13 protein-coding genes and 1 pseudogene are annotated in these 12483 nt (G+C 66.0%); 10 read left to right on the top strand and 4 right to left on the bottom strand.

Going from position 1 to position 12483, the window contains the following annotated elements:
- The first annotated feature begins 58 nt into the window (after nucleotides 1-58).
- From flhB to I5M_RS01170, 5 genes are all read left to right on the top strand, one after another.
- Nucleotides 59-1135: a flagellar biosynthesis protein FlhB gene (gene flhB / locus I5M_RS01190; RefSeq protein WP_022719730.1), complete on the top strand. Its 1077-nt coding sequence runs from the start codon at nucleotides 59-61 to the stop codon at nucleotides 1133-1135.
- A gap of 161 nt (nucleotides 1136-1296) precedes the next feature.
- The gene (gene cckA, locus I5M_RS01185; RefSeq protein WP_022719729.1) at nucleotides 1297-3858 is read left to right on the top strand and encodes a cell cycle histidine kinase CckA; all 2562 of its coding nucleotides are present in this window, start codon (nucleotides 1297-1299) and stop codon (nucleotides 3856-3858) included.
- A 182-nt stretch (nucleotides 3859-4040) separates the two neighbouring features.
- A complete protein-coding gene (locus I5M_RS01180; RefSeq protein ID WP_022719728.1) occupies nucleotides 4041-5042 on the top strand; it encodes a Tim44-like domain-containing protein in 1002 nt (333 codons plus the stop codon).
- A gap of 164 nt (nucleotides 5043-5206) precedes the next feature.
- Entirely contained in the window at nucleotides 5207-5896 is a 690-nt protein-coding gene (locus tag I5M_RS01175; protein WP_022719727.1) for a C-type lectin-like, read from the top strand.
- A 64-nt stretch (nucleotides 5897-5960) separates the two neighbouring features.
- Nucleotides 5961-6671, top strand: a complete 711-nt coding sequence (locus I5M_RS01170) for a glutathione S-transferase (RefSeq protein ID WP_022719726.1) — start codon at nucleotides 5961-5963, stop codon at nucleotides 6669-6671.
- A gap of 202 nt (nucleotides 6672-6873) precedes the next feature.
- Here I5M_RS01170 and I5M_RS01165 read toward each other — a convergent pair whose 3' ends face one another.
- The 3 genes from I5M_RS01165 to I5M_RS01155 form a co-directional block, all read right to left on the bottom strand.
- Nucleotides 6874-7233, bottom strand: coding sequence for a GFA family protein (locus tag I5M_RS01165; RefSeq protein WP_022719725.1), 360 nt, complete (start codon nucleotides 7231-7233; stop codon nucleotides 6874-6876).
- 148 nt (nucleotides 7234-7381) lie between these two features.
- The gene (locus tag I5M_RS33005; protein WP_022719724.1) at nucleotides 7382-7552 is read right to left on the bottom strand and encodes a hypothetical protein; all 171 of its coding nucleotides are present in this window, start codon (nucleotides 7550-7552) and stop codon (nucleotides 7382-7384) included.
- 192 nt (nucleotides 7553-7744) lie between these two features.
- Nucleotides 7745-8239, bottom strand: coding sequence for a hypothetical protein (locus tag I5M_RS01155; protein ID WP_031334927.1), 495 nt, complete (start codon nucleotides 8237-8239; stop codon nucleotides 7745-7747).
- Nucleotides 8240-8372: 133 nt separating this feature from the next.
- On the opposite strand from I5M_RS01155, the gene I5M_RS01150 reads away from it, so the two are divergent.
- From I5M_RS01150 to I5M_RS01140, 4 genes and pseudogenes are all read left to right on the top strand, one after another.
- Nucleotides 8373-8615 (top strand): hypothetical protein, encoded by a 243-nt coding sequence (locus I5M_RS01150; protein ID WP_244431899.1) that lies wholly within the window; start codon nucleotides 8373-8375, stop codon nucleotides 8613-8615.
- Nucleotides 8612-8731, top strand: a pseudogene (locus I5M_RS34350) (type II toxin-antitoxin system RelE/ParE family toxin); the annotation flags it as partial. The gene I5M_RS01150 and the pseudogene I5M_RS34350, both read left to right, overlap by 4 nt.
- Before the next feature lie 40 nt (nucleotides 8732-8771).
- Nucleotides 8772-9134, top strand: coding sequence for a type II toxin-antitoxin system RelE/ParE family toxin (locus I5M_RS01145; RefSeq protein WP_244431898.1), 363 nt, complete (start codon nucleotides 8772-8774; stop codon nucleotides 9132-9134).
- 98 nt (nucleotides 9135-9232) lie between these two features.
- Complete coding sequence (locus I5M_RS01140) at nucleotides 9233-10888, top strand: fumarate hydratase (protein WP_022719720.1); 1656 nt, start codon at nucleotides 9233-9235, stop codon at nucleotides 10886-10888.
- 310 nt (nucleotides 10889-11198) lie between these two features.
- On the opposite strand, the gene I5M_RS01135 is transcribed toward I5M_RS01140, so the two are convergent.
- Entirely contained in the window at nucleotides 11199-11495 is a 297-nt protein-coding gene (locus I5M_RS01135) for a hypothetical protein (RefSeq protein ID WP_022719719.1), read from the bottom strand.
- A gap of 264 nt (nucleotides 11496-11759) precedes the next feature.
- On the opposite strand from I5M_RS01135, the gene I5M_RS01130 reads away from it, so the two are divergent.
- Entirely contained in the window at nucleotides 11760-12482 is a 723-nt protein-coding gene (locus I5M_RS01130; RefSeq protein WP_031334924.1) for an Ig-like domain-containing protein, read from the top strand.
- Nucleotide 12483: the final 1 nt, after the last annotated feature.

Here is a 12483-nt window from a genome sequence, read left to right as displayed (position 1 = left end):
TCATGCAGGATTTGACGCCCCGCTGAGCCGTGAAGCCCATACGGCGAAAGGCTGAGCCATGGCCGACGACAACGACGAGGAGAAGACACAAGAGCCGACACAAAAGCGACTCGACGAAGCTCTCAAGCGCGGCGATGTCGCTAAAAGCCAAGAGGTCAATACCTGGTTTCTGATCGCCGGCGGCACGCTGGTGCTGTCGTCGTTCTCGAGCTCCATCGGCAACGGCATCCTTGGGCCGCTGCGCGCGCTGATCGAGAAATCCTGGATGCTGCGCGTCGATGGGCCGGCCCTGTTGGCGCTGTCGCAAAGCCTGATCTATTCGGTCATCGCGGCGATCGGCATTCCGCTGCTGATGCTGATGATCGTGGCGATCGCCGGCAATATCATCCAGCATCGGCTGGTGTTCTCCGCCGAAGCCCTGACGCCGAAATTCAGCAAGCTGTCGCCGATGCAGGGCGCCAAGCGCCTGTTCGGCAAACAGGCGTGGGCGAATTTCCTCAAGGGCCTGTTCAAGATCGTGGTGCTCGGCGCCGTGATGGTCGCGGTGCTGTATCCGGAGCGCTCGCGGCTCGACGCGCTGCCGCGCATGGAGGTCGATGCGCTGCTCGGCGTCGTCCTTGCACTGACGCTGAAGCTGATGGGGGCCGTCGCGGCCATGTTGGCGTTCGTCGCGGCCGGCGATTTCTTCTTCCAGTATCGGACGTGGTACGAGAAGCAGAAGATGTCGCTGCAGGAGATCAAGGAGGAGTACAAGCAGTCCGAGGGCGACCCGCACATCAAGGGCAAGATCCGTCAGCTCCGCATGCAGCGGATGAAGAAGCGGATGATGGCGGCGGTGCCGAGCGCCTCGGTGGTGATCACCAACCCGACCCACTTCTCGGTGGCGCTGAAATACGAGCGCGGCATGCAGGCGCCGATTTGCGTCGCCAAGGGCGTCGACGCGGTCGCCTTCAAGATCCGCGAGGTCGCCAAGGACAACGACGTGCCGATCGTCGAAAACGTGCCGCTGGCACGGGCGCTTTACGCCACCGTGGAGATCGACGACGAAATCCCGACCGAGCACTACCAGGCGGTCGCCGAAGTCATCGGCTACGTGATGAACCTGAAGCGAGGCTTCTCGGCGCGGCGGCCGTGAGCCGGATGAACCCGGCGCGCCGGCGATAATTGAGCCAAAGCGGCGTCCGCCACGCCCCAAGCCGGTGGACCCGCACGATGTCGGCCTTGCGCTGACGGCAGCGATTCAGGCAGGGGAAGAGGCCGCCGGGACGCCGGCGCGCAGACAATCGGCCAGGTGACATGACCCGCGACGAGACTCAGGCACTGCCCGACGTGACCTCGGAGACGCCGCGGCGCGGTGGCAGCATCGTCCTGGTGCTGCTGGTGGCCGGCGCCATCGTGGCGGCCGCCATCGCCTTCATGACGCTCGGGCGGGCGCAGGCGCAGCCCTATATCCTCGGCCTGCTGGCGCTGTTGGCGATGGTCGGGCTGTTCATGCTGTTCGCCTTTGCGGCCGGCATCGTTGGCTTCGCCGACCGCAGTGCCGACGATCCGCTGATGCGGGCGATCACCGAGGGCGCTTTCGATGGCCTCGCGGTGACCGACGCCCGCGGTCACCTGATCTACGCCAACCCGGCTTATCTGGCGCTCACCGGCGCGACGTCCTTGCAGGACGTCCGGCCGGTGGAGCGGGTGTTCATCGGCAATCCGGACGTCTCCGAGGCGGTGTTCCGGCTGCTCAAGGCGGCGCGCGAAGGCAAGCGGCTGCAGGAGGAGGTCCGCGTCGCCGGCCAGAACGGCGCGCCGGGCCGCTGGATGCGGCTGCGGGTGCGACCGCTCGGGGATCGCAAGCGCGAGGCGCGGCAGACGGTGTGGTCGCTGGCCGACATCACCCGCGACCGCGAGCGCCAGGAGGACGTGTTCCAGGAGCTGCAGCACGCCATCGAATATCTCGACCACGCGCCCTGCGGATTCTTCTCGGTCAATGCCAAGGGCGAGCTCGCTTACGTCAACGCCACGCTGGCGAACTGGCTCGACCACGACCTGGCCGAGATCGGCTCCGGCGGGCTGAAGCTGTCCGACATCGTCTCCGGCGACGGCGCCGCGCTGCTGACCTCGATCGTGCCCGAGCCGGGCGAGGTCAAGACCGAGGTGTTCGATATCGATCTGAAGATGCGTAGTGGCCGCACCATGCCGGCGCGGCTGTATCACAAGCTGGCGTTCGGCGCCGATGGCGTACCAGGGCCGTCGCGCACGCTGGTCATCAGCCGCGCGCGCGACGAGCGGCTCGATCCGCAACGCGCCGCCGAAATCCGCTTCATGCGGTTTTTCGATCACACGCCGATGGCGATCGCCACCGTCGACAAGGCCGGCGCTGTGGTGCGCGCCAACGCCCGCTTCGCCAAGCTGGCGCAGAGCCTCGATCCGACCGGCGGCGCCGCGAAATCGATCCTTGCCGCGGTGCATGTCCGCGACCGCAGCACGCTCGGCGCCGCGATCGAGCAGGCGGCGCAAGACCGCGCCGACATCGCGCCGGTCGAGGTGATGCTCGGCGGCGACAAGGACAAAGAACGCTACGGGCAATTCTTTGTCACCGCGGTTGCCGACGACGGCGATGCCGAGGCGGCGATCATCTACATGCTGGAGACGACGGAGCGGCGCGCGCTGGAAAACCAGATCAACCAGGCGCAGAAGATGGAGACCATCGGCCAGCTCGCCGGTGGCATCGCGCACGATTTCAACAACGTGCTCTCGGCCATCATGATGGCCAACGACTTCCTGCTGAACGCGCACAAGCCGACTGATCCGTCGTTCCAGGACATCATGCAGATCAAGCAGAACGCCACGCGCGCCGCGACTTTGGTCCGGCAGCTGTTGGCGTTCTCGCGCAAGCAGACGCTGCGGCCGCAGGTACTCGATCTAGGCGAGGCGCTGACCGATATCGACCGGCTGCTGAAGCGGCTGATCGGCGAGAAGATCGGGCTCGAAATGCAGCATGGCCGCGACCTGTGGCGGGTCAAGGCGGACGTCTCGCAATTCGAGCAGGTCATCGTCAATCTCGCCGTCAACGCCCGCGACGCCATGCCGGACGGCGGCAAGCTGACGATCCGCACCGCCAACTTATCGGCCGCCGACGTGGCGCAGCTCGGTCACAAGGGCATGCCGGCGGCGGACTACGTCCGCATCGACGTCAGCGACACGGGCACCGGCATTCCGCCGGATATTCTCGACAAGATCTTCGAGCCGTTCTTCTCGACCAAGGAAGTCGGCAAGGGCACCGGGCTCGGCCTGTCGACCGTGTACGGCATCATCAAGCAGACCGGCGGCTTCGTGTACGTGGACAGCGAGCCCGGCAACGGCACGACCTTCCACATCTTCCTGCCGCGCCATGACGCCGTGATCGAGACGCCGCCGGAAGTCGCTGCGCCCTCAGTCGCTGCTAATGCCGAGCCGGCCGCCGCGGCGGCGAAGCCGCGTGCCGACCTGACCGGGCAGGGCACCATCCTGCTGGTCGAAGATGAAGAAGGTCTGCGCGCGCTCAACGCCCGCGGCCTGCGCTCGCGCGGCTATCAGGTGATCGAAGCCTCCAACGGCGTCGAGGCGCTGGAGAAGTTCGACGAGGAGAACGGCGCCGTCGATCTCGTCGTCTCCGACGTCGTGATGCCGGAGATGGACGGCCCGACGCTGCTCAAAGCGATGCGCGGCCGCAATCCGGAGCTGAAGATCATCTTCGTCTCCGGCTACGCCGAGGACGCGTTCGAAAAGAGCCTTCCCGAGAACGAACAGTTCGCCTTCCTGGCCAAACCGTTCGCGCTCAGCGCGCTGGTGGCGAAGGTGAAGGAGACGATGGGCGCGAACTAATCATTTGCGACCCGCTACTATGTGCCGGGTTGGTGGCGGAAAGCACTGCGGCAAGGCCTGCGGCCGCGACTGAGCGCCGCAGCGGTGCGACGGGGGCTGCGACGCTGCGCAGCCTTTCTTTTTGGTCGCCGCTGCCCATCTTGAGGACGTTCTCCCCCTGCCGGGGATTCAAAGGGAAGACCATGAATTTCTTGCATCGCACGCGCGGCATTGCAGCGGCCCTTGCCGTGACGCTCGCTGTCGCAATGCCGTTATCGCTCGCTCTGTCGACCGCTGCCGACGCTCGCATCGGGGGTGGTGGGAGCTCGGGTTCGCGCGGCACGCGCAGCTTCTCGATGCCGCGCGCCACGCCGACGGCGCCGGGCACCGCGCAGCCGTTCAACCGCACCTATGCTCAGCCGGGTAGCCCCGGCATGGGCGCGCCGGCGTCCGGTGCGGCCGCCAAGGGCGGCTTCTTCAACCGGCCCGGCATGGGCATGCTCGGCGGCTTGGCCGCCGGCTTCCTCGGTGCCGGCCTGCTCGGCATGCTGTTCGGCGGCGGCTTCATGTCCGGACTCGGCGGCTTCGCCTCGATCCTCGGCCTGATGCTGCAGATCGCCCTGGTGGTGATCGTGGCGCGGCTGGCCTGGTCGTGGTGGCAGCGGCGGAACAACCCGCAGCAGCCCGCCTATGCCAGCAGTTCGGCGCAGGGTCCTGCCGATGGTCCGACCGTCGGCCCGGGCCCGCAGCCGAGCTACCGCTCGGGCTTCGGTTTCGGCGGCGGCAGCAGCAACGAGGCGCCGCTCGAGATCAAGCCGGAGGACTATGAGGCGTTCGAGCGGCTGCTCGGCGACATCCAGGCTGCCTGGTCGAACGAGGACATGGACCGCCTGCGCCAGCTGGCCACGCCCGAAATGGCCTCTTACTTCGCCAAGGATCTGGAGGAGAACCGCGCCAACAACGACATCAACAAGGTGTCGGACGTCAAGCTGCTGCAGGGCGACCTCGCCGAAGCCTGGCGCGAAGGCGAGGCCGAATACGCGACGGTCGCAATGCGGTTCTCGCTGGTCGACAAGACGCTGGAGCGCGGCACCAATCGCCTCGTCGCCGGCAGCGAGACGCCGATCGAGGTCACCGAAGTCTGGACCTTCGTGCGGCGCCCGGGCACCAGCTGGGAGTTGTCGGCGATCCAGCAGACCAACTGATCGACCGACCTGGAACACTGATGCAGAGCGCCGCGGACCTTCCGCGGCGCTTTTTCGTTGATGGGATCACGCCGGTGCCGGCGCGGAATAAAGCCGCCACGCAAACGTCTTCGTCGGCGCGGACAATCGAACACAGAAGACTCAACCCACCCACGGAGGTTTCGATGCGGAGCAGTTCGGTCATTCTCACCCGGCTCGTCGGCGGCTTGGCGCTGGCTGTCGTCGCCTCGGCGGCGTCGTCGGCCGCGCAGGCGCAGTCGGCCAATGCCAGCTTCTTCGTTACCAGCAAGGGCATCGGCAACGGCGGCAATCTCGGCGGGCTCGCCGGCGCCGACAATCACTGCCAGGAGCTGGCGCAGGCCGCCGGCCTCGGCAGCAAGACCTGGCACGCGTATTTGTCGACCCAGGCCGAAGACGGCAAGCCGGCCGTCAATGCGCGCGACCGCATCGGCAAGGGGCCGTGGCAGAACGTCAAGGGCGTGGTGATTGCCAAGGATGTCGCCGATCTGCATGGCGCCGGCAACAACATCACCAAGCAGACCGCGCTCGACGAGAAGGGCGAGGAGATCAACGGCTTCGGCGACAAGCCCAACCGCCACGACATCCTGACCGGCTCGCAGCCGGACGGCACGGCCTTCGCTGGGACCGACGACCGCACCTGCAAGAACTGGACGAGCAGCCTGCAGGGCGCCGCCATGCTGGGCCATTCCGACATCAACGGCCCGGCCGCCAACCCGACCGCCAAGTCCTGGAACACCGCGCATCCGTCGCGCGGGCCGGACGGTGGCTGTTCGCAGAACGACCTCAAGAGCACCGGCGGCGAAGGCTTGCTGTATTGCTTCGCGGTGAACTGATCGCCACGAGATGAGCGCAGCGGAGCGTGCGCTCCGCTGCGTTGCTGTTTTGGGAGGAGCCCCGATGGCTTACGAGCTGTATTACTGGCCGACCATCCAGGGCCGCGGCGAGTATGTCCGCCTCGCGCTCGAAGACGCAGGCGCCGATTACGTCGATGTCGCCCGCCGCAGCAAAGCGGGCGTCTCGGCGATGATGAAGATGATGCAGGCCAAGACCGGCACGCCGTCCTTTGCGCCGCCGTTTCTGGTGTCGGGCAAAATCACCGTCGGCCAGACCGCCGCGATTTTGCTCTATCTCGGCGGTCGTCACGACCTGGCGCCGAAGACCGAAGCCGGCCGGCTGTGGGTGCATCAACTTCAGCTCACCATCGCCGACTTCGTGCAGGAGGTGCACGACACCCATCACCCGATCGGCGTGTCGCTGTACTACGATGACCAGAAGAACGCCGCCAAGAAGCGCAGCGCCGAATTCCGCAAGGAGCGCGTGCCGAAGTTTCTCGGCTATTTCGAGCGGCTGCTCGAGGGCGGCGGCGCCACCTATCTGATCGGCCGGAAAGCGACCTATGCGGATCTGTCACTGTTCCAGATCGTCGAAGGCCTGCGCTACGCGTTCCCCAAATACATGAAGAAATACGAGCGCCAGATCCCCAATCTGATCGCGCTCCACGACCGCGTCGCAGACCGCCCGAACATAGCGGCGTACCTTGCGAGCGACCGCCGCATCCCGTTCAACGAAGACGGCATCTTCCGTCGTTACAAGGCGCTGGATAAGTAGCTTCGCTCTCGCCGCGCCCGCCCAGCCTCTCTCTTCCGTCATTCCGGGGCGCGCGTAGCGCGAACCCGGAATCCATATCCCCTGTGCTGGTGGTAAGCACAAAGAGTGGCGGACGCTTTGCTTAAGCGCGAGTCCAGGGAGTATGGATTCCGGGTTCGCGAGCTTCGCTCGCTCCCCGGAATGACGCGCTGAGAGCGGCGTACTATCTATTCCTTCCATCCACCGGCGTCATCGTGAGCTGCGCCAGGTCGATGCCGTCGATGCAGGCGACGTTGAGGGCGATGACTTCGCTGCCGTCGCCGCGACTGCCGCGCGCGAACACGTCGACGCCGCATTCGCCGCAGAGCTGATGATTGATGGTGCGGGTATTGAACAGATAGGACTTCAGGCTTTCGGCGCCGGCGCGGAGCTGAAAGCTATTCGGCGGCAGGAAGGTGAAGTGCAGCCCCTTCTTGGTGCAGATCGAGCAGTTGCAGGCTGTCACCATCGCAAGATCGCTGGTGCATTCGAACCGCACCTGGCCGCAATGGCAGCCGCCGGTCATCACCCTCCGTCCCGTCATCCCCGCCTCCTGATTGTTCCACCAGGCCGGATTGTAACAGATGACGCGGCCGTTCGGGGCCGGGACGATCAGTTCGCCTGCTGCAGGTCAGCCGGAAAAACAAAAGCCCCGCGCGAGGCGGGGCCAGTTGGCGCCAGTCGATAAGGTGCTACGCGATCTGGTCGACCTTGATGCCTTGCCCGGGCGGCAGCGCTGCCTTGGCCGGCGGTGTCGAGTCGGTATCGTCGCTCTTCTGTGGCGGTGGCGGGGGAGGCGGTGGTTTGGCCTCGGTGGTCGGCTTGGTCACCGGCGTCTGAGACACGCTGGAGATGCTGCTCATTCGGTTGTCCTCGTGGTTGCACGCTCCGGCGAGGAAATGTGCGGCTCGAGCGAAGCGCCTCGCGCCGCGGTCGTCCGGTCGTCGGATCGCTCCGATGCTGCGCCGATCGCGTGAACTTTGCGCGCAAGCGGCCGGCCGCAATTAGCTTAAATGCGACCGATCGAGTTCGGACTGATCAGGCAGACGGGCGGGCTACTCGGCGTTGTCGCGCGAGATCGCGATGGACGCGTCGGTCTTGGTCCGGGAGCAGCGCATATCGAGGCGGCGGAAACGCGTGGTGATGTCGTTGCCGCGCAGCAGCCCGACCCGCCCGAAGCAGCGCTTGACGCCGCGCAGCGAGTCCGGCTTCGGCACCGTGAACACGATCGCCGCAGCGCTGGCGATCAGGTCCTGAAATTCCGCCGAAGGCTTGCGCGAGGGCGCACTGCCGAACACCTCGTTCTTGACCGTCCGGCTCGGACACCCCAGCCGCAACGACTTCGCCGCCGGATGCGACAGGTAGATCACATTGGCAGCCGTCTTGCCGACGCCGACCCCGTCGATCTGGGACTTGAGCTGCAGAGCGAGGTCGTCGCAGCGATCCGCGCGGGCGGGGGAGGCTAGGGTGAGGGCCGCGAGGGCGAGGGCGGCGGCGCAAGTGGCCCGGTACACTCCGCGCATCGGCAAACAGGCTGAAACCACAATCATCCCCCCACGCTTAAGCTTCTGATAGCTTCATAGCGAAGCCCGCACAGAATGCAAAACAGGGCGGAACATACCACCGCCATCAAGGTCGAGCACGAGGCAGCTGTGACGGCTGCAAATGCCGGCGGAAGGTGCTATGGTCGACCCCATGAGCAGAGAGCAGGTGAGAGCCATTCTGGAGCGCGTGCTGACTTGGCCGCCCGAGCGCCAGGAAGATGCCGCCGACATTCTGGCCGCAATGGAAACGTCGGACGCGAGCGAGCTACGGCTCTCCGATGCGCAAGCCGACGAGGTGCGTCGGCGGCTCGCAGACGGTGATGCCGAAACAATGACGCTGGACGAGTTCACGGCGCACTTCAAGCGCCGCCTCGATCCGTGAGAGTCGTTGTCCGACAGGCCGCCCGACGCGACCTCGACGACATTTTCGATTGGATTTCGAAGGACAGTCCGCGAGCGGCGAGAGCCGTGGTCGAGCGGATATTACTCCGCGTCAATCGCCTCGCGACGCGAGGTCTTGCGAGTATGGGCGGCCAGCTTGGTCGCAGGAACCCGCGAGCTGCTCGAGCCGCCGTATATCATCGTCTATCACGTCGACGCCGCAGCCAATACGATCGTGGTGCTCAACATCGTTCACGGCGCGAGGAGCGGGATGAGTAAGTCAATGGCTAAGTATAGCAAAGGCGAGATCGGCCGGGTGCGGATCGTCGAAGACTTTCTGCCGTCGCCGGACCAGCTTGTGCTGCGGGAGGACAACGTGAAAGTCACTCTTAGCCTGTCGCAGCGTTCAGTCGATTTTTTCAAGCGCGCGGCGGCAAAGCAGAAGGTACCCTATCAGCGCATGATCCGGGCGCTGGTCGACGCATATGCAGAGAAACAGGAGGGAAAGCGAGCGGGCTGAACGGCGCCGACCGCGTGGCTTCCCCCCGTTTTTGAACCCTTCAAAATCTCGCCAAAACCGCCTACAAGGCCCCGGATTTCCCCATCCGAGGCCCGCCCATGAACGCTCCCACCCCCATCCCGTCCGCCGCCACCCCGGTCCCGCCTTATAAGCACACGCCGCTGTTCCCGCTGGGGAAGGACGAGACGCCGTATCGGAAGATCACGTCCGAGGGCGTGCGGGTGGAGACGGTGCTGGGCCGGCCGATGCTGGTGGTCGAGCGCGAGGCGCTGCGGGCGCTGTCGGAGGCGGCGTTCGGCGACATCAACCAGTTTCTGCGGCCGGGGCATCTGGCCCAGCTGCGCAAGATCCTCGACGACAGCGAAGCCAGCCCGAACGACAAGTTCGTGGCGCTGGACTTGTTGAAGAACGCCAACATCGCCGCCGGCGGCGTGCTGCCGATGTGCCAGGACACGGGCACGGCGATCATCATGGGCAAGAAGGGCTGCAACGTCATCACCGCCGGTGACGACGAGGCGGCGCTGAGCGAGGGCGCGCGCGATGCCTATCTGCGCCGAAATCTGCGCTACTCGCAGGTCGCGCCGCTGACCATGTACGAAGAGAAGAACACCGCCAACAACATGCCGGCGCAGTGCGAGATCTACGCCGAGGGCGATGACGCTTACAAATTCATGTTCATGGCCAAGGGCGGCGGTTCGGCCAACAAGTCGTTCCTGTTCCAGGCGACGCCGTCGCTGCTGACCAAGGATCGGCTGCTGGCGTTCCTGAAGGAGAAGATCCTGACGCTCGGCACCGCGGCGTGTCCGCCTTATCACTTGGCGATTGTCATCGGCGGCACGTCTGCCGAGCTGTGCATGAAGACGGTGAAGCTCGCCTCGGCGCGTTATCTCGATGCGCTGCCGACGCAGGGCTCGGCCGACGGCAACGCCTTCCGCGATCTCGAGATGGAGCAAGAGATCCAGAAGATGACGCAGTCGCTCGGCGTCGGCGCGCAGTTCGGCGGCAAGTACTTCTGCCACGACGTCCGCGTCATCCGCCTGCCGCGCCACGGCGCGTCGCTGCCGATCGGGCTCGGCGTGTCGTGCTCGGCCGACCGCCAGGTGCTCGGCAAGATCACCAAGGACGGCGTCTATCTGGAAGAACTCGAGCACAATCCGGCGCAGTATCTGCCGGAGGTCGAGCAGGCGCTCGGCGGCGAGGTGGTGAAGATCGACCTCAACCAGCCGATGAAGGACATCCTGGCGACGCTGTCGAAGAATCCGATCAAGACCCGGCTGTCGCTGACCGGCACCATGATCGTGGCGCGCGACGCCGCCCACGCCAAGCTGCGCGAACGCCTCGACCGCGGCGAGCCGCTGCCCGATTACTTCAAGAACCACCCGGTGTACTACGCCGGTCCGGCCAAGACGCCGGCCGGCTATGCGTCGGGCGCGTTCGGCCCGACTACCGCGGGGCGCATGGATTCGTTCGTCGATCAGTTCCAGGCGGCCGGCGGCTCGATGGTGATGGTCGCCAAGGGCAACCGCGCGCCCGCGGTCCGCGAGGCCTGCAAGAAATACGGCGGCTTCTATCTCGGCTCGATCGGCGGCGCTGCCGCGAACCTCGCCGAGCACTGCATCAAGAAGGTCGAGGTGCTGGAATATCCCGAGCTCGGCATGGAGGCGATCTGGAAGATCGACGTCGTCGACTTCCCGGCCTTCATCATCATCGACGACAAGGGCAATGATTTCTTCAAGGAGCTGAATCTGGGCTGAGGCGTTCTCTGCGCCTCACCACTTGCTCCGTCATTCCGGGGCGCTCACGAAGTGAGCGAACCCGGAATCTCGAAGTTCAGAGCATCCCGAGCGAGTCCACGCAGACCTTTTGGGGATTCCGGGTTCGCTCGCTGACGCGAGCGCCCCGGAATGACTGCCTTGAGGCCAAACAGTCATGGCCGGGCTTGACCCGCCTGCGGGGCCGAAGCCCCTTCGGCGCGGCGAAGGCCCGGCCATCCATCCTCTCACACCGATGGATCACCGGGTCTCGGCGCTGCGCGCCGGCCCGGTGATGACGCCTTGCAGGCAGTTACGCCCGCGTCCCGGTGAACGGGAAGCTGCCCATCGGGCCGATGCCCATTTCGCCCGAGATGCTGTCGCCGCTCACCTTGCCGGTGTAGCTCAGCGTCAGCGGCATCGGGTTGGTGATCGACAGCTTCCAGGCGACGTCGTCGCCGCTCACGGTGCCGTCGAAGATCTCGCCGGAGTCGCCGTCGGCGGACTGCGTGCCGCTCAGCGTGCCGCCGTCGGCCTTCAGCGTCAGGTCGGCCTGCCGCTCGCCCATCGGCGTGGTCATGGTGAGTTTCCAGTTTCCGTCGACTGCCATCTGTTTCTCCCCTCGGTTCCGGTGGTCCTGAAGCGGCCGGAAGGCCTCGTCTTTAGACTGCCGCGGGGCCACCGAACAAGCCCGCAGCGCCGGCTCCATTGCCGCGGCCCTGTATCCGGAATGATACCGACTTTGCAGGCGGTACGCGAAGACCTAGTGTTTCGCGTCGGCCGCCGCTCGGATAGGCACGCCTGTGCGTTCTGGCGCCGCGCCCGACCCAGGTTGAGGAAACGCACGAGGAGCCCCGGATTCTGGAGGCTCGAGATGCGTTGGTCATATGTTTTGGACGCGGTCGCCGCGTTGCTGGTGACGGTGCTGTTCGCGATCCTGCTGGCGTCGGCGCCGGCGACGGCGCAGACCGAATTTCTCACCGAGACCACCACCACCAATCTGACCGTCACCCGCGATCCGGCCGTGACTGGCCGCATCACCCTGACCGCTGTGATCGCCAGTGACTTCGGCGGCGCCGTCGCCGAGGGGCGGGTCGCCTTCCACGATCTAAGCGATGGGCGCGTGCTCGGCTGGACCAATGCGACCCAGCCGACCCTGACGGTCGACGGCCTCACTCCCGGCCGGCATCTGATCCGCGCCGACTACAGCGGCGTCAGCTCGCTGCTGCCGATGGTTGTGTTGCCGAGCCAGTCGCCCGAGATGGCGGTCGATGTCTTGGCGCGCCCGCTGGTGACGCTGACGACCGAAGGCGGCGCGGTCGCGCCGGGCGAACTGGTGACGCTGGTGGTCAACGTGCGTGGCAGCAGCGGCATGCCCGGTGGCGCGGTGACGTTCCGCGACGGCGACCGCGTGATCGCCGCGCATGTGCCGCTCAATTCGGTCGGCTCGGCGGCGTTTACGACCTCGGCGCTGCCGGAAGGCGTCCGCACGCTGGTCGCCGCCTACGAGGGCGACGAGCACTACGCACCGGCCGAAGCGACGGTCGAGCAGATCGTCAGCGACGCGCTGGTGATGGCCGCCCAGCCGCGGATGTAGC

Source organism: Rhodopseudomonas sp. B29, from assembly GCF_000333455.1.
Lineage (GTDB): Bacteria > Pseudomonadota > Alphaproteobacteria > Rhizobiales > Xanthobacteraceae > Rhodopseudomonas.
Note: the sequence above shows the minus strand (reverse complement) of the source record. Positions and strands in the feature narration are given on the sequence as shown.